This is a genomic window from Thalassotalea sp. PLHSN55 (assembly GCF_052030545.1).
Taxonomy (GTDB): domain Bacteria; phylum Pseudomonadota; class Gammaproteobacteria; order Enterobacterales; family Alteromonadaceae; genus CANMXU01.
Genome location: NZ_JBPDIH010000014.1, coordinates 58,726 through 82,985, shown reverse-complemented (window position 1 = coordinate 82,985; position 24,260 = coordinate 58,726). Strand labels below are relative to the sequence as shown.

Sequence of the window (24,260 nt, the reverse complement as noted above, 5' to 3'; positions counted from 1 at the left end):
ATGAGGTAAGAGATGTGGTTGAACAAATCAGTAACTGATGATTCAAATCGAACGCTGAAGTTGTACGAGCGGGGGTAAGTTCAAGCTTCTTTTAGATTGACGATAAACATTATTTAGCGTCATAACACTTTGAAAAGTTGCATATTATAAGTAAAAAAGGAAAAAAGCATGCCAAAAGTTCAAATGGGGAAATTCAAAAAAAATACGTTAACAATGGCGATACTTAGCTCTAGTGTCTTTTTGTCTGCGTGTACGTTAGATGACAGTTCAAACAGTGCGCCGGCTTTTAGTGAAGCGCCGGTAAGCACGACAGTGCTAACGGTTGGAGAGCAATACAACGATCAGCTTATGGCGACTGATGCCGACGGCGATGTTTTACATTTTTCATCACCGGATAAGCCTAAATGGTTAGAAATGGTTCAAACAGGTAAATTATCGTCTGCTGTACTTAAAGATAGCCACATTGGTACCTATAATGTCACCTTTCAAGCGGCAGATAGTGAAGACGCTGCATTTACTACGGTTCAGTATCAAATACTTAATAGTGTGCCAACCGCACCAAAATTAGCCGCTGAATCAACCACCTTATTTACCGATACCAGTTTTAGCGCAAACTTAACCGCTACCGACTCAGGAGAAACACCACTAAGCTTTGAAATTGTTAGCGCAACACTAAACGGTGAAGCAACACAGTGGTTGTCGATTGTCTTAAACCAAGAAAGTGGTCAATATCAATTAATCGGTACACCAACAGAAGCAGATGCCGGTGAAACGGTTGTGGTTGTTGCAGTAACCGATGGTATGGATACAGTAGAGTCTACTTTTATCATTACTGCTGAAGTGCCGCCACCAAATGAAGCGCCAGGTGCGCCAACATTAGATGTAACTACCGCCACAGAAGCTGTTGCCTTTAGTGCTAAAGTTTCAGCAACTGATGCTGAAAATGATATCTTAACTTACACTTTAGATGTCAATAGCCCAGAGTGGCTAACCTTAGATGAAAATACCGGTGACCTTACTGGTACTCCTGGCACTACAGATGTTGGTCAAAATGATATTTTTGTTATTGTTAGCGACGGTATTAATACTAATGCTGCCCAAACAGTTACGGTAACTGTTGCTGGTACCGCGCCCTCAGATTTAGTAATTACGAATAACGATGGCGCAACAGAAGATGCATTATTTAGTGCCAACCTTTCAGCAACCGAAGATACCCTAGACGACTTGTTAACTTACTCAATCGAAGCGGGTCCAGCATGGCTATCGGTAGACGCTGCATCAGGCGACTTATCAGGTACACCAGCACTTGCTGATTTAAATACCAATACTTTTACCGCTCGAGTTACCGATTTAAATGGCAACTTTGTAGAGTTAACGTTTGATATTGAAGTTGCTGCAAAACCTGTCGTTAATGTTGCGCCTGAATTTGTTGCTGACATTATTTTCAAACCTGCTGATGGTCAAGACTCAGACTATGCCTTAGCGACACAAAGCATTGCTACCAGCGCGTCAGATAATAATGGTGACACGCTAACGTTCACCAAAGTTGCAGGTCCGGATTGGTTGCAAATTGCTGCTGATGGCACATTATCGGGTACTGTTGATTTAACGGAGGAAAATAGTTTTACTGTTGAAGTTTCTGACGGTGCGCTAACCGATACAGCAACACTTAATATTACTAAAGCAACCATTAATGCAGAAAAACTAACAACTTCTAGCCAAGCAGTTGGTCGTGCTTTTAGCGCGCAGCTAAATGGTGAAAATGGCTTTGGTAGCCAAGATACCTTGACCTACACTGAAATTGCAGGCGATAGCGCAAACTTATTTGAAATATCACCACAAGGTTTAATTACCAGCGCAGTATTAACAGCAGCTGACATCGGCGCACATGAGGTACAATTTCAAGTGACCAATGGCGTGCAAACTACAGCCACACCGGACCTTGGTGGTAATTTAACCGTGCTCATTAATGTTATGGCTGTTAATGCTGTTACGGGCAATACAGATAGCTTTAGTGATGTCGCTACAACATTTGATGAGTGGGCAAATGAAAGTGGCAAAAGCTTATTACAAGCACCTACAACCGGTGGTAACCCAGGTGGTATGATGCGCATAAAATCAGGCGCTAGAGCAATTAAGTATTATGATACTAGCGGGTTTACTAGCGTAAGCTTATCATTTGATCGCCTACTGGCTAATTTAGTTGACGCAGAAGATGAAATGTACAGCGCTGAGTGGTCAAGTGATGGTGTTAATTGGACTGTTCTTGAAAGCTTAAACAACGATACAGAAGAAAGTGCGAAAAATTGGACTTCTAAATCGTTTACCTTAACCGGAGCAGAAGGCCACGAAATTATCGCGATTCGATTTAATAGCACAGGTATCAATAATGTTAGTCAAGCCCGTATCGATAACGTAAGCATATCTGGTACACCATAATAACTGTCGTTAGAAAAACAATAAGAGGTTAACGACCACGCAAGTAAAAAGCCCATCTCTAGATGGGCTTTTTTATATAGGCTAAAAAGATTTCAAGATCTTTTTCCAGCAGGCTTTAATAATATTTAACAGTAGCTTAACGTTAAAGAATGCCCGTTATGGTAAAGGAGTATACGCGACCAAAATCACTAAAATGATCGCTCATGCCATTGCCATAATATTCACTAATCGACTCTTCACCAATATTGTGAACCCCAAGACTTAAGGTTAAATATTCAACAGGCATATAGTTAATACTGGCATTAATAATATTGGATGAATTGATATATTTAGTCGGTACGGTTGTAGTTGCAAGCTTGCGCATGCGTGGCCCTCGATAGGTATAACTAATTTGTGCGTCAAATAACGCGCTGTCATAATAAAATAAAATCGAGCCGTTATTATTAGATATATCCGTTAGAGATTGAGCTCTCGAATCGTCAATATAAGTAAAATTAGCGGTTACACCCGTTTGCTTTAAAAAACCTGACAAAAAGCTAAACGGTTGCTGATAGCTCAAGGTAGTGCCCTGAACTATGGCAGTGTCACCATTTTGCTTTTCAGCAATATTCACCAGCGTATCATCTAGTGCAATCCCTGTTTCGGCATGAGTAACAGGTAATAATGTTTGATATTGCACAGTGCGTACTAGGTTATCGATATCTTTATAAAACCAAGCAAGATGAAGTGCTGATTCTTTGGCAAAATACCAGCCAAGGCTAAGATCAAGATTGTCAGCAATAAACGGTGCTAATAGAGGATCGGCAGAGCTGATAGTATTTGTTCTTGCGTTATAGCTATCTTGCAATTCTAAATCATGCCTAAGTGGGCGACTCATGGTTTTACTCCAGCCAAAGCGCAATATAAGATCTTCTTTCGCTTTCATCATAATATTTAAACTGGGTAAAATATTATGATAACTGCGTTTTTTACTCATATTGTCATTAATTGGAAGCACTAAACTGGGGTCGTAGTTTGGGTCGAACGGATCACCCTCGCCTTCATCGATTAAACCTTCTTCAATTTGAGCCCCTTGCCCATTTATCATTTCTATAGTGTGGGTATAGCGCACACCCAAATTTCCGCTAATACGTTCAGAGTCGGAGGCAAAATTAAGCTTAAAATAACTGGCAAATATTTGCTCTTGTAAATTTTCGAAAATACCCGGGGTATAAGATTCACTTGCTATTGCAGCAGCTCTTACTGAGTCAGACGTCCAATGCTGCGCGACTGCCATTGCCGAAATATCTGGCACGACCCAAAGCAATGGCGCGCCCGTTTCGTTTTTCTTAAAATCAAACCACTGGCCACTTGCCGGCATAATTTCACGATATGATAGTTCTGCGCCATTAAAGAGATGTTCAGTATTACCGCCAAAGTCAGCTTCAGGTTTTTGAGTCAAAGACTCGTCAACACGGTAATGAAAACCAAACTCGAGTTCATTAATATCCAGATAGTTATTTGCGTACGCCAAATCGTATTGAATACGTAAATCACTTGCCCATGAATTGCTTTCAAACTCTGCGCCAACATGAGTGCCATCGACTGTGAGAGAATGAAATGGCGCTTGTGGATCATTTAATAAGCCCCGCTGACTGTATTGTGGATCGTCAACTGGATTATGAAATGTCACCGCCCAGGCACTCCCCTCATCGGTACCATCTAGGGTAATATCAAAATAATTTCTTTCTGTTAAGTTTTTCGCCAGCATGCTCAGCTGGTGAGTTTTTGACTTGGAGAGATTAGCGGAAAAATTAACACTCCAGCGTTGGTATAACCATTCCAAATCAAAAAATGCGAGCCCGGTATCACTTTCTCGCTCATTATATTGATTTGATAATTCGCCATAAATATTTGTTGGCTGATAAACCGTTAAATAATCCCGCGGGCCATTTTCATATAACTCCCCTTGATAGCTGACAGTTTGTGCGCCCTCGCCTGCAGACTTGTTGGCCGGTTTGGGCCTAAACCGCAAATAATTTCGATTATCTAATGTGTCGTAACCGGTGAAAAAAATCTCACCAAAGGCACTAAAATTAGCGCTTGGTCGCCACTCAAGGTTGGCAAAAAAAGCATCTCGTTGACGAGTATTTTGGTTGAGGGAGTAACCAATTGCCTGCGGCACATAAAAAATATCTTTTTCGCTTACGGTGCCGTCGCCATTGTAATCTTTATTCACGCCTTCAGTAAGTTTAATCGTGGGGTTAAACGTAAAGCCTTGTTGGCTTTCCCTATTTGAATTTAAAACATTCACGCCCGCAGTAAAACCTAACGATTCATCCAAATATAAATCTGAATAAATGGCGACGAGTTCACTATTTTTATTATCATCATTAGACGTTGATGTACCTGTTAACTTAACCCTCGCCGCTCGTTCACCAATATCAAAAGCGCGTAAACTTTTTAAATTAATAACCCCCGCCAAACCACCTTCAACCGTATCCGCCACTGAGGTTTTGTGTACTTCAACGCGGTTGAAAAAGGCAGCAGGAATGATTTGCGCATCAAAATATCGTTCGGTTGATAATGAGGTGTTTAATACGCGATCATTATACAAAGTGCGGTTAAAATATCCTGGTAAGCCGCGAATACTCGTACCATTAACAATGCCGTCATCGCCACGGCTCACTTGCACACCCGCAATGCGCTCTAAAACATCGCCTACTTCAACATCAGGTAGTTTGCCAATATCTTCAGCGGAAATAACATCGACTTGATGATCAGCATTTTTTTTAAATGACAGTGATTGGTTTAAGCTTTCTCGATAACCAGTAACAGAGATACTCTCGATGACGTTTTGTAGCTGATCACTAATAACCGTTGATTGTTGCTTATTGATAGGCTCAACGCCAAATAGTGTCGATAATTCAGTAGAATTGAGTTGTTCACGTTTTTTCTTACGATCTCTAACCACAATCACACCCTTTGATGTGATGGTCGCTTGCACTTTTGTTTCTGCCAGTAAAATAGTGAGGGCTTCAACTAGGGTATATTGGCCAACCAAGTGCCGTGAAGTTATGCCATTTAATTTGTTGGCCGGATAAAATAAGTTTTTGCCAGTTTGCTTTGAAAGCGCTTCCAAAGCTGAAGTAGCGCTTGTTGAGGGAATATTAAAGTTAAAGGTTTTATTGGTTAACGTTTCCCTTGCATTTACAGGCAATGAAAGCGTAAAACACAAAAACGAAAGATTTAGTAATAAAACGTTTTTTATCATAATCCCATCAATAAATTCATTTGAATTACAATAACAATCAAGGTTTCATTGTTATTCACAATTCAAGCTATCATCTTTTCAACTAAAAATAAATTTAAAAACGAGATTTTTTTCAGACCTAAACACCTTTCGATTTCTTTTGTTTTTTCTTTCTTTTCTTTTCTTCTATAGCTAATCGTTGCTGCTTAGGGGTCAACTCTGCCTTACTTGGAAATTCCTTTTTCAACAGTTTAGCCATTTTATCGGGCTGTTCTTTCACTTGATAGAGCGCTAACACGGGGTCAGAATTTTTTTCCATCCAGTTAACTAAACGTTTTTGGTACTCTTGTATGATTTTTTGATACTCAGGGTGATTAATTAAGTTATTAACGCTATGGGGATCTTTTTTCAAATCGTAAAATTCTTCCACTACTCGCTCTCTGAACATTTTTAACCGTGCCAGCTGTTCTTTGTTTCCAGAAGCTTTCAATGCTTTGGTGATATCGCCCTCATTTGAATTACGATAATTCGCACCTGCTTTACTCCAAGGGTTGAAAATATAACCAAAGCGCTCATCTTGAACCGCCCTCATTGGCGTTGCTGGACCGCCAATTTTATAATCGACTTGCGTATAGACTTCGTGTCTGTCTGTTTGTTTTTGCCCTTTTAATAATGGCAATATTGAACGACCATCGACTTCATCTGGAATGGGTAAACCAACGGCATCCAGCACGGTTGGGAAAAAGTCTATCGACGATATAAAGTCAGTTTTATTCACGTATTCGGTATTAATTTTGCCCGCTGGCCATTGCACGATCCACGGCGTTTTAGTGCTTGCTAAATAGGTATTGGCTTTGGCAAAAGGAAAGGCCGAGCCATTATCTGATAAAAAGACCACCATGGTATTTTCAGCGAGCCCTGACTCATCAAGGGCTTGAATAACACGAGCGAAGGTATCGTCTAAACGACGCACGGAATTATAATAGTGGCTTAACTCTGTTCTAACCTGCGGTGTATCTGGCAAATATTTAGGCACTATCACCTGATCGGTTGTAAATAGTTTTGATGGTGTTGCCGCTTGTTTTTTCGGGTTCTTTGGATCGTGAAAGCCGCGATGAGGATCATGCGAATTCACCATAAAATAAAACGCTTTATGCTCTTTTTTGCTTAGCTCAAAAAACTCTTTACTGTAGTTGTAATATTTTTCTGGCGAGCGACCTGCTCCTAAATCACCATAATCATGCATATAATCCCATTTATATGCTAAGTCTGGCGTTGAATGACTGACCTTACCTAATACGCCCGTTAAATAACCGTTGTCGGATAAAGTTTGCATGACAGACGCTGAACGCTTTTTCATATGAAAAAAACCCATCATACCGCTAGTAATACCATATCGACCGGTAGCGATGATTGAGCGGCTCGGTTGACAAATGGGCGTATTAACATGGGCATTGGTAAACTGATAACCTTTAGCAGCGTAGCGATCAATATTAGGTGTAAGACTTGGTAAGCCGGCATCTAAGGTAAGTGAGCCAACGGCTTCATAACCTAAATCATCAGCAGTAATTAAAAGTATGTTAGTTTTTCCACTGCCAGCCCATGTCAAATGACTACTCAGCAATAAAATACAGACGACAAAAAGCTTAACTTGACCCATAGGACAACCCTCTAATCTATTTATAATTTTTGTGTATATTCTTGGTGTAATTTAACTATGTTTGGACATGGTATAGCCAAAACAGTAACTCGAAAATTAAGATACTGCTTTGACTAAATATATTGGTTAGTCCCCGCCATAGGTTGACAGGTAAATTTGGTTCTGACTCTTGGAGACATTAATATCAAAGGTGATTTCAATCGCCTCTAATAAAGCTTCGGTTTCACCCACTTGAAAGCGGCCACTGATAGGAATATCTTTTAATTCAGGACTTAAAATCACGATATCGTTGTCTAGATAACGGTTAATTTCGTCTATAACATGCTCAAGCTTTTCTTCATTAAAGACTAAACGTCCATCAAGCCATGAAAGTTGTTCTTCTACTGCCGTTTGTGCAACTTGGGTTTCAGTAAAAGTTGCATCTTCAACGACAAATTCTGCTTGTTGACCTTCATTAAGTAACATCAGTTTCTTTTCAGCTTTTTGGTCACTATTCACTGCTGTCGCGTCGCGTTTTGACAACTCTACCGTACCTTCTGTCACAGTCACCAGAATATTTTCAGAGGAAAGGCGCACAACAAACTTAGTCCCCACCGCTCTTACCGCACTACCGGAGGCGTAAACAATAAAAGGACGCGTCTTATCGTGAGCAACATCAAACAAGACTTCGCCTTTTTGTAACCTTATGATCCGCTGCCCTTTGCTGAACTCCACTTCTATGCGGCTATCTGTATTTAAAAATGCTGTTGACCCGTCACTTAATTGATAACTTTGTTGAGTGCCAACTTTAGTTGCATAAAATGCCGTTTCAGCTTCTTCCATTGACCACTTAGGACCAATAATTACCCCAGACAATACCATGATAAACATTACACTCATGGCCAGTATCATTGGCTTTAATGATAAAGCCTGTTTAAGTCTGGCAAAATAACCAGCGCTAACGTGTTCTGCGGCAAACATTTCTGACGATTCATTGACCACCTCAGTCATTTCATCCCACATGCCCATATGATTTTTTAACGCAATCACATGTTCATCAGATTCATTTAACCAGGCTTTTAATGCGGCGCGATCAGCTTTACTCATATTATCGCCATCTAATTTCGCTAACCAATTGGCAGATTCTCGATTTATCATTTCCTGCGTGCGAAGCGTGACCACTTGAGATTTTGTACTCATGAGTTGTTCTCCTTAACTTGGCTAGTCGACGTATTCATGCCACTGCCCTTCATGCCATATCCTTGTGCAATGAGTATATCTCCACATTGTTTGATCCCTTTGGAAATATATTTTTCAACTGAGCTCACTGAAACACCTAATTTTTGACTTATTTCTTTATGAGACAATCCGTAGTATTTTCTCAACAGTATTGCTCGACGATTTTTCTCTGGTAGCGTCGATAATGCATCGTTAAACGCTTGAAACTTTTGTTTGTTATGTAATTCTATGTCGGTTTGTTTATTGTCATGACCTAACAAGTCATCTTCTATGTCGCTGGCAATTTCTTTTGATTGATGCCTTAAACCTTTATAAATTAAATTTCGAGACACAATAAACAAATAATCTTTTGGCGATCTTATCTGTTTCTTTTTATCTTCATGATAGACGCGGATAAAAGCTTCTTGCAAAATATCATCAACATCTTCCTTTTTTACGCTCATTTTTAAAATATAACGAGCCAAGCTATCTCGACAAGATAAAAAGGTTTTCAGTACAGTATGTTTTTCTGATTTTTCTGTCACAGTTAATCACCAATACATTGTTATTGTAATATTTGATTGTTCAATGAATTAGACATTCCTGACTAAAAACTTCACCAACATATATAAAGAGTGTTGTCTTCGCAAAATCCACAATGGTTCTGATTAAAAAATTAATTAATTTTAAAAGCGAAAAATAAATTGGCGCATAAAAATCATCATTAGAAACCTAGTTACTTGAAATCATTAAAATATTAAGTAATTCAAATTAACCAATATCACAAAAATAGTTTTAGCGTTATACGATAATTATTTCACTATTAATAATTTTAACATGAATATATTTAAAAATTCGCAGACAAGCTTATTAGTACAGCAACAAGTTAACCGTTCAATATTCCATATAACTTTAACTATTGTACAAAAAAGTTACAACCAGCATATTGGGCTAATTTGAGCACGTGACAATTAACTTTATGTTTTAAAAAAGCCTTAAGCACAATGCTATTAGCAGGTTACAAAACATATAGCCCAGATTTATCACATCAAATAGAAAGTAAAAATGAGAAATGAAAAAAGCCGACAACTCATTTCTGAATTGTCGGCTTTATCAATTGTTGGCATCCCTAAGGGGATTCGAACCCCTGTTACCGCCGTGAAAGGGCGGTGTCCTAGGCCTCTAGACGATAGGGACACTAAAACTGTTTAGCAAAATAAAGTTATTTTGCTGTTTTAGTGTTGGTAAGCCTGAACCCGTAAAGGTGCACGGCATAACTCCTACTAAAACGATTAAGGTTAATCACTTCATTAATAACTTAAAGCATGCTTTACGGCCTAAGGTAAAGGTACTTTTGACTAAGTTACTAAGTATTGAAGCAGTCAATCCAAAACTGTCTCATTGCAGCTTGACCTTTCATTCAAACATACAATTTCGGTTAAAGGTGGCATCCCTAAGGGGATTCGAACCCCTGTTACCGCCGTGAAAGGGCGGTGTCCTAGGCCTCTAGACGATAGGGACACAATAAAATCGTGTTTCTACGAAATGAAACCATTAACCGTTTTTTAAAATGAGTGGCATCCCTAAGGGGATTCGAACCCCTGTTACCGCCGTGAAAGGGCGGTGTCCTAGGCCTCTAGACGATAGGGACACTAAAACTGGTTAGCAAAATAAATTTTGCTATTTTAGTGTTGGTAAGCCTGAACCGGTGAAGGCGCGCGGCATTACTTCTACTAAAACTACTTACTAGTGCATTCATTTCTGAAATGCTGAACTCATTTTTAATTTTACTTCCGAAGAAGGTGGCATCCCTAAGGGGATTCGAACCCCTGTTACCGCCGTGAAAGGGCGGTGTCCTAGGCCTCTAGACGATAGGGACACACATTAGCTTATCGAAATTCTCGATAATTAAGTTTACACTATATAAGCTTAAACTTATGCTAAAACTATCTATTACTCAATTGATGAAACAATAATCAAGTAACTAAAATTTTGGTGGAGCTATGCGGGATCGAACCGCAGACCTCTTCGCTGCCAGCGAAGCGCTCTCCCAGCTGAGCTATAGCCCCACATATTTAATTTATAAATGGCCTAATATCTATAAATTAAAACCTACACCCTTCAGCGAGTCGACCTACTTACTCGTTGAAAGCGAGGCGCATTCTAAGCAGCCCCCCTCTTAGTGTCAACACTTATTTTAAATAAAATTGCTTTTTTTTATAAGTTTTATCTCAACTGATTAGATATACATCAAGTTGATTAAATTTTGTATAATCAACCGTTTATCGCGGTACTTAAACGGTGAATTTTTATACTTAAGCAATAACAATGATTTATCACACCCTAAAAAGCGGATAGATGGCACTCAACATTATTTGGTCAGTTTTCTTACACTTCTTTATTTATCTAGCTTGTAGCAAGGTTGCCGGTTCAAATGCCTTTATTTTCTATCTAAATAAGAGTAAAGTTTACTAACTACTCAGTATAAAACGAATAAAATGCAACTAGAAAACTTAAATATCGTTGCTATTGGTGGCGGCCATGGTCTAGGGCGTGTGTTGTCTACCTTGTCTTTTATGGGCGACAAACTCACAGGAATAGTTACCACTACCGATAATGGTGGTTCAACAGGTCGATTAAGACGAAGAAGTAGTACTATTGCTTGGGGCGATTTACGTAACTGTTTAACCGAACTCGTACCTACTGACTCTGTAGGTAGTCAATTATTCAATTTTCGTTTTGACGGCGCCGACGAGCTAGGTGGTCATAACCTAGGTAACTTAATTCTTTATGCGCTAGGCCAAATTCAATCTCGCCCTATTGATTCAATTAAGCTTGTTAGACGTATGTTAAGGGTAAAGACCAAAGTTTACCCTATGTCGGAAACACCAACTGATTTAATGGCCTTTTATCCTAAAGGGCGTTGTCGTGTCGGCGAAATGTCGGTTGATGAAATGCCCGTAATGCCAAAAAGCTTAATGTTGGCACCTTTGGTAAAAGGTGTAGACAGATGTATTGAAACCATAGAAAGTGCCGATATTATTATTTTAGGCCCGGGTAGTTTCTTAACAAGTGTTGTACCTCCCCTACTGGTTCGCGATATTTCCAAAGCGATTGCCAAAAGCAATGCGCAATGTATTTTTATCGATAACTTAGTTAAAGAGAACAGCCCGGCTTCTAACTTAACCTTAGATGAAAAGCTGCAATGGATAAGTGACAACATTAGCTTTCAACCGGTTAATACCGTTATTTGTGAAGATCCCGCAACTACGTCAAAGTTAGTAAAAGTATTGCATCACCCATTAAGCTCTGACAAAACGCCTCATCACCATGATAAAGAGCAATTGATAGCTGCACTTAAAATTGCGATTGGCGAAACTTATATGCCAACTAAAATAACCGTTAACGGTTAGATATATTTTTTGATACGGTATTGAAAAACAAAAAGCCCGAGACTAATTGTAGACATAGCTACTTTTAGTCTCGGGCTTTTTTAATCACGCTAGATTACTGCATTATTTATAACTAGAGCTATAAATAACGCTTAAACGCGATAAAACTTACTTTTTACTTAATTGTATCGTCTTGGCTAATACGACTTGCTACAGCGCCAGTTTGACCTTTATATTTAGCATCATCACGCTTATTGTATGGACGCAATGCACTGTCAGACATAGTTTCAAAGTTGAGTGCGGCTATTTTCATTTTAGGGCGCAGTGCCAGAGGTAGTTTTCCGCTGTTGTAAAACTCTAATACAATTTGCCCAGACCAACCGGGATCAATTCGATGCGCCGTTACATGCACCATTAAGCCTAATCGTGCCAAAGATGAACGTCCGTCTAACCAACCAACGATATTATCAGGGATTGTTACCGACTCGTACGTAACCGCTAATGCTAATTCACCAGGATGCAAGAAAAAGGCTTCACCGTCTGGAATAAAGATTTCATCGCTCATCACAGAGTCCATGGCTTTATTCATTTCCGCTTTAGGACCGCTTAAGTCAATGTAAGGCGCAGTATGATCTTGGAAAACACGAAACTCATTACCTAATCGAATATCAACACTTACCCCTGAGATCATCGAACTATCAGGCATCGGCTCTATTACTAAATGCCCATCTAAAAGGCTTTGTTCTATATCTTTATCACACAATCTCATAACGTTTCTTCTTAATGTCCAGTATCACTATTTTTCTCATCACTTTACTTTTTAGAACATACGTTTTTAAAACACACGCTATCAAATAAAAGTGAAGAGAAATTGTTTGGCGCCAAATAAAATTCTTATTCAACAATTACTTTGGCGTTTTGCTTGCTGCGCATATCAAGTTGACTATAAAGTTCAGCGGCAACATTTTGCGCTATTTTACGATAACTTACTGAGATATCACTATGACTATTTGCAGCAATTAGTGATTTTCCGTTATCGGCATTAACGCGAATATCGATATTAAGCGGTAATTGCCCTAATAATTTGGTATGAAATTCACTGGCAATGTTTTCTCCGCCACCTTGACCAAAAAGGTGCGACTGATGACCACAGTTCTCACATAAGTGATAACTCATGTTCTCAACTATGCCTAATACAGGCACATTAACCTGCTCAAACATAGCAATGCCTTTCACCGCGTCAATTAAAGCAATATCTTGTGGTGTTGTAACAACGACAGAAGCAGCAACCGGCACACTTTGCGCAAGCGTTAATTGAATATCACCCGTACCTGGTGGCATATCAATAATAAGGTAATCTAACGCTGGCCATGAGGTTTCATTTAATAATTGACCAAATGCGCGACTGGCCATTGGTCCTCGCCATACGGTAGCTTCGGCATCATCAACTAAAAAACCAATAGACATAGCAGTAATACCGTCTTTATCTAACGGGGTAAGTAGCTTACCGTCAGCCGATGTTGGTTTTTGATCTTTAAGTCCAAGTAACGTTGGAATTGAAGGGCCGTAAATATCAGCATCTAATAAGCCAACTTTTGCCCCTTCTGCTTGCAAGGCATAGGCTAAATTAACTGAGGTGGTCGACTTACCTACGCCACCTTTTCCAGAGGCAACCGCAATAATATTTTTAATGCCAGGAATTTCATGCTCTCGTACAGATAAAATATCGTAACTTACGGCAAACTTTACCGTTTGCTCACACAGTTTAGATAATTGCTCGGCTAATACTGATAACGCTAATGCACACGGAAAAGGTAAAGTAATGGCAATAACAATATCATCTTTATGTTGTGAAATTTCAATCGACGCATTAAGTGAAAAAAGCCCGTCTTTAAAAACATCACAGCGGTAGCTTTCAATAAATTGAGAAATGGCTTCTTGGGTTTCTTGTGGCACGGTTTTCGTGTCAGATTTTGACGAAAATAACTTACTAAACAAAATGAACAACCTAAATCTGCAATTTATTAACCAAATCACAGTAATTATTAATGAAAATCGGAGCTAAATTCTGTACCATTCTGTGCATTATTACCATCAAAAATATTGTTATTATCAATGTCTCTACAAAAACGTAAAATTTTAGCCACTTGTGCACTACCATATGCCAACGGTTCTATCCATTTAGGTCACCTTCTTGAACACATCCAAACTGACATTTGGGTGCGTTTTCAACGTATGCGTGGTCATGAAATTTATTTTGTTTGTGCTGATGATGCCCACGGCACACCCATTATGCTTAAAGCCCAAGAGCTTGGTGTTTCACCAGAAGATATGATCGCCGGTGTTCGTGAAGAGCATATGGCCGATTTTGCTGATTTTCATATTAGCTTTGATAACTACCATTCAACTCATAGTGAAGAAAACCAAGCCTTCGCTAGTGAAATTTATAACCGTTTACACGCTAAAGGGCATATAAAAACACGCACTATCTCTCAGTTATACGATCCTGAAAAAGGCATGTTTTTACCTGACCGCTTTGTTAAAGGCACTTGCCCTAGCTGTAAAAGTGAAGATCAAAACGGTGACAGCTGCGACAATTGTGGCGCAACCTATTCACCAACTGAAGTACTTAACCCACGTTCAGTAGTCTCGGGCGCAACACCTGTTCTGCGCGATTCAGAGCATTACTTCTTTGACTTACCTGCCTTTGGCGACATGTTGCAAGAGTGGACCCGTAGCGGTTCATTGCAAGACGAAATGGCCAACAAACTTGCTGAGTGGTTTGAACAAGGTTTACAGCAATGGGATATTAGCCGTGATGCGCCCTATTTTGGTTTTGAAATTCCAAATGCACCGGGTAAATACTTCTACGTATGGTTAGATGCGCCTATCGGTTACATGGGCAGCTTTAAAAACTACTGTGACAAGACAGGCGTAGATTTTGACCAATTTTGGCAAAAAGATTCAGACACTGAACTTTACCATTTCATCGGCAAAGACATTATTTACTTCCACAGCCTATTTTGGCCTGCAATGTTAGAAGGTGCCGATTACCGCAAACCAACCTCAGTTTACGCACACGGTTTTGTGACGGTTAATGGCGCTAAAATGTCTAAATCAAAAGGCACCTTTATTAAGGGCCGTACGTATTTAGAGCATTTAAACCCTGAGTATTTACGTTATTACTACGCCGCTAAGTTAACCAACCGCATTGACGACTTAGATCTTAACCTTGAAGATTTTGCTCAACGAGTAAACTCTGACTTAGTCGGCAAAGTGGTTAACATCGCGTCACGCTGTGCCAGTTTCATCACCAAACGTTTTGATGGCATGTTATCAAGCACCATTGAAAACCAAGCCCTTGCTGATGAAGTTACCAGCGCCGGTGATAGCATTGCCGCTCATTACGAAGCGCGTGATTTTGGTAAAGCAATGCGTGAAATTATGGCATTGGCTGACAAAGTCAACGAATACATTGCCGTAAAAGAACCTTGGCAGCTTGTTAAAGATGAAACTAAGCAGCAAGAAGTGCAAGACATTTGCTCGCTTGGCATTAACCTATTTCGCACGCTGATGATTTATTTAAAGCCGGTATTGCCAAAACTGGCTGAAAGTACCGAAGCATTTATGAACGACGAGCTAAACTGGCAAGACCATACTGTTTTGTTAACCGATCATAAAATTAATAAATTTAAAGCCATGCTACAACGTGTTGACATGGACAAAGTTAACGCCATGACCGACGCATCTAAAGAAAGTTTAGCTGGCGGAGAAAAAGCGCCTGAGAAAAAAGCTGAAAAGAAAAAGTCGAAAAAGTCAGCACCGAAAAAAGAGTTAACCGGTAAGCCGTTAGTTGACGATCCGATCAGTGAAGAAATTCAGTTTGATGATTTTGCCAAAATCGATTTACGTATCGCTAAAATTGTTAACGCCGAGCATGTTGAAAAAGCCGACAAACTACTACGTTTAACGCTTTCGCTTGATGAAACAGGCTCAGGCGAAGAGAATACCACTCGCCAAGTATTTGCTGGCATTAAATCAGCGTATCAGCCAGAAGATTTAATTGGTAAGCTCACAGTAATGGTTGCTAACCTTGCGCCACGTAAAATGCGCTTTGGTATGTCAGAAGGCATGGTATTAGCAGCAGGCCCTGGCGGTGAAGATTTATGGATATTAAATCCAGAAGATGGCGCACAACCGGGTATGCGCGTTAAATAGGCATACAACTTATTGCTTCATCGCATGTATAAAAAATGCGTGAGATAAACAAATAAAATAGCGACACTGACATTTTTCAGTCTCGCTATTTTTTTATCTCGTTTTTACGCAAATGTATTAAAAAAAACAGCGCCAGCCTTAGGGCTGTTCGCATCATTTATCGACATTTCCCTTCTAAATTTATCACAATAAACGACGTTTAAAACTCCTCATAAAGAGCGTTACAAAACACCAGAAAAAACGTTTACAAAAGAACACAAAACCAAGATAGCTATTCTGCTGAGATGGGTTTTAAATGCAGCCTAAATCACTTGTTTTTGATTACGAGACTAACCCCGTATGGGTGATTAGTTTAGCTTTGCGCCCCTTTAAAAAATGTGTAATTACATGAAATTGTCTAACATACCTCAATCGGTAAAAGTTTTATTCGCCATGTCAGCTGGCTTTGTCTTTGGCAGCTTTTCAAATAGTGTTATTTTTGGGGTAGACAGCATCGCGAACGCCTTTGTCTTGTTGTTACAAATGACCGCGCTGCCTTATATCTCGTTATCACTTATTTGCGGTTTAGGTGGCTTATCTGTTTTACGCGCAAAAAGTTCAGTTAAACAAACCATTGCGGTATTAGTCGCATTAACGTCGGTGATCCTATTTTTTATCTTGCTCGCACCAATTGCATTTCCAAATTGGAGCAATGCTGACTTTTACAGTGCTAGCACCGAACAGCCAACACCAAAACTCGACTTAGTCAGTTTGTTTATTCCAGCAAACCCTTTTAACGCCTTCGCCAATGCGGTTATTCCTTCAGTTGTTGTTTTTAGCGTATTTGTCGGTATTGGCTTAATGCTGTCGAAAAATAAAAAATATACCTTACTGATTTTATCAACCTTTAAAATGGCCATTGCCAACGTAAGTAGCTTAGTTATGCGCTATGTAGCGCCAATTGGCGTATTTTGCATTGCTTTTCGAGCCGCGGTAACGATAGACCCAAGCGACGTAAATGGCTTAACGGTGTACATCACCACAGCAATTGCGCTAGTACTCTTTTTGTCGTTAGCAGTATTGCCAGCACTGGTGACAATATTTACCCCATTTAGCCATAAACAGGTGATTGAAGTTTCACGAGAAGCTATGGTGACCGCATTTGCTACCGGCAGTTTTATTGTGGTTGTTCCAACCATAGTCGAAAAATTAAAGTTAATGTTAGCCAGCTTAGAGCACCCGAATAAAGATCTACTTAAATTACCTAATATTATTGTGCCAATTACTTTTAGCTTACCTGTTGGCGGCAAACTTTTAGCCTTGTTATTTACCCTATTCGCTGCTTGGTTTTCTGGCGCATACATTTCAGAAACCGACTATATTAATTTAATTGTCTTTGGTATGCCGCAGCTTTTTGGTACGCCAATTATTGCCATGCCGCACTTACTTGAGTTATTCAATGTTTCTAGTGCCATGTTTGATTTTTTTGTACTTTCTGAAAATCTGATTGTAAGCCGCCTAAATGCCCTACTCAGCGTAGCTTTTGCCTGTTCAGCACCTTTGCTTATCGCTGTGACGCTAACAAATAAGGTTACCGTTAATTGGCGTCGATTATCGATTAACTTAATGGTGCTGCCGTTAATGGCGATCATGGTGTTTTTAGGCTTACGTATCACGTTCAGTGAAATTAGTTACCAATATCATGGTTACGATTTATTTATTGAACGCGATTTCATTTATCCAGATATTAAATCGACATACAAAAAATCACCTGCCAAAACTGCCAGTAAAGTACAGCCATTTAGCAATGTATTAACACGGGTTCAGCAACGTGGCTTTTTACGTGTTGGCTATTTTCGTGATGATCTGCCTTACTCTTTTCATAACAAAAATGGAAAGTTAGTCGGTTTTGATATCGAAATAATGAATCAGCTCGCCAAAGATCTGGGCGTTGATATTGAATTTGTGAAAATTTATCATGACCAAGCCAAACCACTACTAGCATCTGGCTATTTAGACATTACTTCAGGCATACCGCTAATTCCTGATAATATGAAAGATTTTACGCTAACCGCCCCTTATAGCAGTCAAGAAATCGCTTTTTTAGTCAAAGATGAACGCCGGGCCGAATTTACCCATTGGGACAAAATTCTTACCCGAGACGACCTGACTATTGGCATTCCTGAAACATTTTTCTATAAAGACGCCATAAACCGAATTTTTACAAAAGGTAATGCATGGGAAATGTCTACGCCTAGGTTATTGTTTAGAGAACAAGCTGAACAAGTAGACGGCCTGTTGTATGGCGCAGCGGCATCTTCAGCGTGGACGTTACTGTATCCTAATTATACGGTGATCGCACCTAAACCTAAATTGCCAGCCTTAACCATGGCATTTCCTATTAATAAAAATGATCATGCATTTGAGTTATTTATGCAAAATTGGCTGAGTATGAAAAAACAAAGTGGTATGCTTGACACTTTATTTTCGTACTGGATTGAAGGCAAGAAAGTCAACTCGACCGCTGTGCCAGTTTTAACCAAAGGTTAAATAACTTATGAAGCATAAATTGCACCTAGCTAGTGCTGCGTTAGTATTCGGGCTATTAAGTGGTTGCGCGCAAAATTACTCAGTATCAACCAATCTTGATAAAGAGAACTTTCGTGACTATTTCAGTCCAAGTAAAGTCGCCATTTATCAACACGAGCGCGAAATAGTAGGTAACTACAAATTATTAGGTTTAGTTGAAGGCGACGATTGCCAAGCTAAAAGTCATTTGGCAGCGCCGGATGAAATTAATGCCCGGACACAAGCTAGAAAAAAAGCCTTTGAACAAGGGGCAAATGGCATTATTTTTACCAGCTGTATTCAGATTGAAAGCAAAAGCTGTGTTGACCAAGTCGTCTGTTATGGTAAAGCGTATCAGATCCAAGTACCTAAAGTGCAAGAGTAGCTATTTTGACTGCTGAGATCCCCCCGGCTAATCAAATAGCCATGCAAGCCATCGGCAAAGTGCACTCTCCCTATAAAGAGAAATTTGCCATTCCGAGACAGCCGGGCTTAGTGAGCGCGGCAAAAGGGAAAATAGAACTTGTTGGCGAGTTTAATCAAGTAGAATTAGTGCGAGACTTAGAAAATTATAGCCACATTTGGGTGGTCTTTATTTTTCATGGCACGCAAGCGCAAGGTTGGAAGCCTTTAGTACGCCCACCTCGACTAGGTGGCAATAAAAAAACCGGTGTGTTAGCAACCCGCTCTACTTTTCGCCCTAACCCTATCGGTATGTCAGTGGTTAAACTTGAAGGTATTGAGCATAAAAACAAAAAAGTTTATTTAACTATTTCAGGTTTAGACTTGCTTGATCAAACGCCAGTTATCGATATTAAACCTTATTTACCTTATGTAGATGCCATTGCTGACGCACAAGCAGGCTTTGCCCAACAAGCACCAGAGAGTAAGCTAACAATAAGTTTTAATGAAAACAGCAAGCAATTTCTTGCTAAAGCACAAGCAAAATTTCCAGAGCTTAGCCAGTTAATTGAACAAGTATTGGCGCAAGATCCTCGCCCTGCTTATAAAAAAAGTAAGCTTGATAACAACGCTTATGCGATGACGCTTTATCATTTTAATATTAATTGGCAAATGACCTCTTTGAGCAGCGTTGAAGTCACCGCGATCACCGAATTATCAACATCGAATTAGAACCAGTAGCTTTGTTATTAAAGCTTTAATAAAAGAAGAACAAAGCTACTGTTAAGCCACTATTAAGTCAGACGCCTGCAATTTATTACTTAACTCTTGCATCGAACAATTATACTGCCAATACATTACGCGACCGTGCGACGAGGTTACTAAAACATAATCTTCACTGATAGATTGAATTCTTTCTATAGAAATAAGCTTTTTTACAAAATTTTCTTCGTTTACATCTTCAATTATTTCTTTATTGTCACTGTCAAAACCGTGAACAATAACAGCTGTTTTGACTTCTAACTCAATAAACTTCATAGGATAATAAACTCCTTAATTAAAAATAATAATTTGGCTACTATCGATACTTTGCCGAAGTGATAAACTCGCCAAAGCTTTCACACCAGACAATAACGGTATTAAATTCAGCCAGTTCAATATCACTGGGCACTTCAACAACAAAATTGTTAAAGGTATTAACCTCGCCTACGACTTTCATTGACGATTTAAATTGCTCAAATTCCGCTTCATTTTCAACAAATTCAGGCGATAGGTATAATTTAAAATCCGGTCCGGGAGAGAGCTTGCCATTAAAGGTAATATGGTTTTCACCTAGAGAAACATCACCTTCTCCCCAGTGAAGAAAATCGCTGCCTTTTAAATCAATTTTAAATTGCGCGCTGTATTGGTTTTGTGCCGACATGGCACTAATTTCAACATCAGTTGGTGCAGGCGGCGCGGTCAGAATAGGCAAAGAAAAAATGCCTATAGCAAAGCCCAATACGCCAATAGTGACATGTGAAAAAGCGAGTAAAACAAAGGTTTTTATTTTCATAATAATCTCAGGTAGTAAAATCACATTTTAATCGTAAGTCATCATGACTATTCGTTTATTAACTAACAGAAGCGGCGACAAACAAGGGTTATTTAGCAATACAGGAATTAATTAGTTTAACAAAGCACCATGACTAAACACTTATTGAAACATACTTGTTGATAGGTAAATTAAGAAACCACCAAAAGCAAATGAAACCATTCCTGCAGATCTAAAGATATTTTTAAATTTATGGGCAGTCCATACCGCAAACTGACGATGTTTAGCTGAACCTGTAACGACAAGCCCAATCCCAACTGCAACTAATATACACCCCATAACCAAAATCAATTGAGGATACAAAGTCGTTTGGCTATAAACGATAAAAACAAATCCTGCAATGACTCTAGTTATTACTTCAAACCAATGAAAATAAGGTTTTTCACTAAATACTATAATTGCATTTGACCAATAACTTGGGCTGACCATCATGATGATGCTCAAGCACATCATCAATAAACCAAATGCGGCAATAAAGTACATCTTACTTTCCTTGGCAAAGAACCACTTAGTTCTAGACAGCTAAGTTCTATACAGCTTAGTTATAGACAGCTTAGTTATAGACAGCGAATTTATAAAAAATAATGAGGTTAGAACCTTGTACTTACTATCCCATATTTTCATTATCTTAGAAACCAACTTAACTATACCAAATAATAATCTATCGCTTTCAAAGTAACGAATTCACGATAATTCGATATTAGACCCAATACTTTACTTTCTATTGGTTACGAAATAGTATAAAAACACACAAATTGAAAGGCTATGAAAGATCGAGTTAGGTTTGGTTTTTAAAATAGCCCTAATAACAATACCGTACCTCGATTGGCTCACCAGTATTATTTAAGTAAAGGAACGTACAAATAATGAATAAAACGCGATTCTATGAAATTGATTTTTTGAGGTTTTTCTCTGCATTTTTTGTCGTGTTCTTCCACTATACCTTTACCGGTTATATGGAAGGTTTTGCGCCAATAGCAGACTTTGAGTCAATTCGTAGCTACAGTCGTTATGCTTACATGGGCATTAATTTTTTCTTTATTATTAGTGGTTTTGTTATTTTCATGAGTATTGAAAATGGTAGTGCCCGTCGCTTTATTCAATCACGATTTGTGCGTTTATTTCCCGCTTATTGGTTTAGTTTGTGCCTTACTACTTTAGTGACTCTATTTCTTGGCAGCGCGGTATTGCTTGACTCTAACGTGCTCACCATGACATGGACAAAGTTTTTAGCCAATATCACCATGCTAAACACTATGTTTGATATTGAACGTGTCGATTGGGCTTACTGGACGCTCTATTTAGAATTAAAATTTTACGCGGTAGTCTTAATATTATTGCTGTTAAAATGGCTGAAATACTGTAAACACGTATTAGCTGCAGTACTTATTAGTTCGACAGTGGCACTTTTCACCCCTTGGGCTAAAGAAGTCGATATGTGGGTGTCTATTTTTCCGCATTGGAGCGGTTACTTTGCCGCAGGCGGCGTATTTTACTTAATTCGACGAGACGGCAATAGCTTTTATCATAGCCTCTTGCTGATACTTTCGTATATTTACATCATCAAACAGTCGACGCTATTTGGATCGTTAATGACAAAATGGTTCGCTATTGATTTTGATTTACTGACCATTGCTCTCATCAACAGTGGCTGTTTTGCATTTTTTTGTATCACGGCCTTTTGTAACCATCACCCGCTACGAAAAAAACAATTTTACTATTTGGGCATTTTAACTTACCCCTTGTATCTCATTCATCAATTTATCGGCTATATGATATTTAATACCTTCGGTAGTGACATTGATATAAATCTGCTTGTACCGGTAACCCTAGTTATCATGCTAGTGCTAGCCTATTTAATTCATATACACATCGAATTAAAGTTTGCACCTATATTTAAGCGCTTTAGCACACAATTATTAAAGATAAAAATTGAAGTGTTACCTAAGCAAGAAAAAATAATAACGAGTAAGGAGTAAGGAGCAAAATTTAAGGCGTTCGCCCAATAAAAAAGCTATATAACACCACTGCTATATAGCTTTAGAAAACAGCATGTAAAAATGCCCGTTAAATTAGTGCTAGTGCTGATGACCACCAACACCGTGCGCATGGCCATGCTCAACTTCTTCATCGGTTGCAGCGCGAACGTCAACCACTTCTAAATCAAACGTTAATACTTTGCCAGCAAGTGGTGGATTAGTATCAACTGTTACCATGAATTTACCTGCTTTGATCACAGTGACTTGGCGTTGACCTTGTTCTGTATTAACTACAGCTGACATGCCTTTTTTCCATTTAGCACTTGGCGTAGGTAAACCTTGTAAATGTTTTACTGGTACACGTTGTTCAGCACCTTCTTGGCGTTCGCCGTAGGCATCTTCAGGCTGTAATGTTACTGAAAATTTATCACCCGCTTCTTTATCGGTTAATGCATTTTCAACACCCACTAACATGTTTTTATAGCCATGCAAGTAAGCTAATGGGTCGCTGCCGTGTGAAGACTCTAATTCTACGCCAGCTTCATCTTTTAAGGTGTAGTGAAACTGAACAACGGTTTTATCAGTAATTTTCATATATTTTCCAATCAATAATTGATAACAAATTTTTAATGGCGGCAGTTTAGCAAAAAGCTAAGCCCAAAGTAACAGGATCAACACACTTGCGAGTATTAATGCCATGCCAACATACTCTTTTAGGGTAATTTTTTCTTTAAAAAATCGATAAGTCAGCAGCAGCGTAATAAAAAACTCAACTTGCCCGAGTGCTTTTACATAGGCTGCCGTTTGATAACTTGCGCCAGTAAACCAACCAATTGACCCTAATACGCTGGTCACACCAACAAAAAGGCAAAGGCGCCATTGGCTGATCATCACAGGGATTTGTTTTTTATTTTGAATATATACATAAACCAGTGAGACAACCGATTGTACGGTGATCATAAATACCAGCGTTACTGCGGCGCTAACCATAAGATCGGTGTTTAACGCTAAGCTCGACTCTCTAATTAATAAGGTGGTGATCGCAAGCCCTAGACCTGAAGCTAAACCAAAGCCTGCACCGGGGTTTTGAAAAACGTCTCGAACGGTAAATTTTACTTTAGAAACAATTAATACTCCAATCACGCCGACAACGACAGAAAACCAACCCCAGGCACTTAAACCTGCTGAAAAGACAAGTGCGCCAACAACAGCCACTTGGATTGCTTCGGTTTTTGCAAGGCTAGTGGCAACGGCAAAGTTTCGGTATTTAAACGCGGCAACAAGACACGCTGTACCGATAATTTGCATCACAGAGGCGGTTAACGCGTATTGCAAAAACTGCGGATTTAACTCAGGAACTGATACTTGCCGATAATCTAACAACCACCATAAATAAGCCCATGCAAATGGCAAGGCATAAACATAGCGCACACTGGTGGTTGCCATGGCATTTAAATGAGCTGATAGCTGCTTTTGCCCTGCGGTTCGCACAGCTTGCATGGTGGCGGCTAATAATGTGAAATAAATCCATATTTCCACTAAATATGTTCCTTGTTTTGTTGACCGTTACAATTAACTAACTTGGGTTTTAGGCAGATAT

At 39.2% G+C, this 24,260-nt stretch carries 18 protein-coding genes and 5 tRNA genes; 7 read left to right on the top strand and 16 right to left on the bottom strand.

Annotated features, from left to right (window positions below; all coding sequences use genetic code 11):
- Positions 1-168 precede the first annotated feature (168 nt).
- On the top strand, positions 169-2,439 hold the full coding sequence (locus tag ACRRSQ_RS19635; protein WP_440877476.1) for a putative Ig domain-containing protein: 2,271 nt from the start codon (positions 169-171) through the stop codon (positions 2,437-2,439).
- A gap of 142 nt (positions 2,440-2,581) precedes the next feature.
- Here ACRRSQ_RS19635 and ACRRSQ_RS19630 read toward each other — a convergent pair whose 3' ends face one another.
- From ACRRSQ_RS19630 to ACRRSQ_RS19590, 9 genes are all read right to left on the bottom strand, one after another.
- Positions 2,582-5,692 carry a TonB-dependent receptor gene (locus tag ACRRSQ_RS19630; protein WP_440877475.1) on the bottom strand — a complete coding sequence of 1,037 codons (3,111 nt, stop codon included), beginning with the start codon at positions 5,690-5,692 and terminating at the stop codon, positions 2,582-2,584.
- Between the two features lie 118 nt (positions 5,693-5,810).
- Positions 5,811-7,331, bottom strand: coding sequence for a sulfatase family protein (locus tag ACRRSQ_RS19625; RefSeq protein WP_440877474.1), 1,521 nt, complete (start codon positions 7,329-7,331; stop codon positions 5,811-5,813).
- A 126-nt stretch (positions 7,332-7,457) separates the two neighbouring features.
- Entirely contained in the window at positions 7,458-8,510 is a 1,053-nt protein-coding gene (locus ACRRSQ_RS19620) for a FecR family protein (protein ID WP_440877473.1), read from the bottom strand.
- Positions 8,507-9,073 carry an RNA polymerase sigma factor gene (locus ACRRSQ_RS19615; protein WP_440877472.1) on the bottom strand — a complete coding sequence of 189 codons (567 nt, stop codon included), beginning with the start codon at positions 9,071-9,073 and terminating at the stop codon, positions 8,507-8,509. The genes ACRRSQ_RS19620 and ACRRSQ_RS19615 overlap by 4 nt, the downstream gene beginning before the upstream one ends.
- 576 nt (positions 9,074-9,649) lie before the next feature.
- A tRNA-Glu gene (locus tag ACRRSQ_RS19610) sits at positions 9,650-9,725 on the bottom strand.
- A gap of 248 nt (positions 9,726-9,973) precedes the next feature.
- Positions 9,974-10,049: transfer RNA gene (locus tag ACRRSQ_RS19605), tRNA-Glu, on the bottom strand.
- 54 nt (positions 10,050-10,103) lie between these two features.
- A tRNA-Glu gene (locus ACRRSQ_RS19600) sits at positions 10,104-10,179 on the bottom strand.
- 152 nt (positions 10,180-10,331) lie between these two features.
- Positions 10,332-10,407 (bottom strand) — tRNA-Glu (locus ACRRSQ_RS19595).
- 114 nt (positions 10,408-10,521) lie between these two features.
- Positions 10,522-10,597: transfer RNA gene (locus ACRRSQ_RS19590), tRNA-Ala, on the bottom strand.
- A 429-nt stretch (positions 10,598-11,026) separates the two neighbouring features.
- Between ACRRSQ_RS19590 and ACRRSQ_RS19585 the strand changes: the two genes are divergently transcribed.
- The gene (locus tag ACRRSQ_RS19585) at positions 11,027-11,941 is read left to right on the top strand and encodes a gluconeogenesis factor YvcK family protein (protein WP_440877471.1); all 915 of its coding nucleotides are present in this window, start codon (positions 11,027-11,029) and stop codon (positions 11,939-11,941) included.
- A 154-nt stretch (positions 11,942-12,095) separates the two neighbouring features.
- On the opposite strand, the gene dcd is transcribed toward ACRRSQ_RS19585, so the two are convergent.
- Both dcd and apbC read right to left on the bottom strand, forming a co-directional pair.
- Positions 12,096-12,689, bottom strand: a complete 594-nt coding sequence (dcd, locus tag ACRRSQ_RS19580; protein ID WP_440877470.1) for a dCTP deaminase — start codon at positions 12,687-12,689, stop codon at positions 12,096-12,098.
- Between the two features lie 125 nt (positions 12,690-12,814).
- Positions 12,815-13,918, bottom strand: coding sequence for an iron-sulfur cluster carrier protein ApbC (gene apbC, locus ACRRSQ_RS19575; RefSeq protein ID WP_440877469.1), 1,104 nt, complete (start codon positions 13,916-13,918; stop codon positions 12,815-12,817).
- A 117-nt stretch (positions 13,919-14,035) separates the two neighbouring features.
- Between apbC and metG the strand changes: the two genes are divergently transcribed.
- From metG to tsaA, 4 genes are all read left to right on the top strand, one after another.
- Positions 14,036-16,138, top strand: coding sequence for a methionine--tRNA ligase (gene metG / locus ACRRSQ_RS19570; protein WP_440877468.1), 2,103 nt, complete (start codon positions 14,036-14,038; stop codon positions 16,136-16,138).
- Positions 16,139-16,525: 387 nt separating this feature from the next.
- Positions 16,526-18,667, top strand: a complete 2,142-nt coding sequence (locus ACRRSQ_RS19565; protein WP_440877467.1) for a cation:dicarboxylate symporter family transporter — start codon at positions 16,526-16,528, stop codon at positions 18,665-18,667.
- Between the two features lie 7 nt (positions 18,668-18,674).
- Entirely contained in the window at positions 18,675-19,070 is a 396-nt protein-coding gene (gene rcsF / locus ACRRSQ_RS19560) for an Rcs stress response system protein RcsF (protein WP_440877466.1), read from the top strand.
- A 41-nt stretch (positions 19,071-19,111) separates the two neighbouring features.
- The gene (tsaA, locus tag ACRRSQ_RS19555) at positions 19,112-19,819 is read left to right on the top strand and encodes a tRNA (N6-threonylcarbamoyladenosine(37)-N6)-methyltransferase TrmO (protein ID WP_440877483.1); all 708 of its coding nucleotides are present in this window, start codon (positions 19,112-19,114) and stop codon (positions 19,817-19,819) included.
- A gap of 51 nt (positions 19,820-19,870) precedes the next feature.
- Here tsaA and ACRRSQ_RS19550 read toward each other — a convergent pair whose 3' ends face one another.
- The 3 genes from ACRRSQ_RS19550 to ACRRSQ_RS19540 form a co-directional block, all read right to left on the bottom strand.
- The gene (locus ACRRSQ_RS19550; RefSeq protein ID WP_440877465.1) at positions 19,871-20,125 is read right to left on the bottom strand and encodes a hypothetical protein; all 255 of its coding nucleotides are present in this window, start codon (positions 20,123-20,125) and stop codon (positions 19,871-19,873) included.
- Between the two features lie 40 nt (positions 20,126-20,165).
- A complete protein-coding gene (locus ACRRSQ_RS19545) occupies positions 20,166-20,642 on the bottom strand; it encodes a DM13 domain-containing protein (protein WP_440877464.1) in 477 nt (158 codons plus the stop codon).
- A 141-nt stretch (positions 20,643-20,783) separates the two neighbouring features.
- Positions 20,784-21,164 (bottom strand): hypothetical protein, encoded by a 381-nt coding sequence (locus tag ACRRSQ_RS19540; RefSeq protein ID WP_440877463.1) that lies wholly within the window; start codon positions 21,162-21,164, stop codon positions 20,784-20,786.
- Between the two features lie 383 nt (positions 21,165-21,547).
- Between ACRRSQ_RS19540 and ACRRSQ_RS19535 the strand changes: the two genes are divergently transcribed.
- Positions 21,548-22,660 (top strand): acyltransferase family protein, encoded by a 1,113-nt coding sequence (locus tag ACRRSQ_RS19535; RefSeq protein ID WP_440877462.1) that lies wholly within the window; start codon positions 21,548-21,550, stop codon positions 22,658-22,660.
- Positions 22,661-22,759: 99 nt separating this feature from the next.
- Here ACRRSQ_RS19535 and ACRRSQ_RS19530 read toward each other — a convergent pair whose 3' ends face one another.
- Both ACRRSQ_RS19530 and ACRRSQ_RS19525 read right to left on the bottom strand, forming a co-directional pair.
- Complete coding sequence (locus ACRRSQ_RS19530; protein ID WP_440877461.1) at positions 22,760-23,254, bottom strand: FKBP-type peptidyl-prolyl cis-trans isomerase; 495 nt, start codon at positions 23,252-23,254, stop codon at positions 22,760-22,762.
- A 57-nt stretch (positions 23,255-23,311) separates the two neighbouring features.
- Positions 23,312-24,199, bottom strand: coding sequence for a DMT family transporter (locus ACRRSQ_RS19525; protein WP_440877460.1), 888 nt, complete (start codon positions 24,197-24,199; stop codon positions 23,312-23,314).
- Between the last annotated feature and the right edge of the window lie 61 nt (positions 24,200-24,260).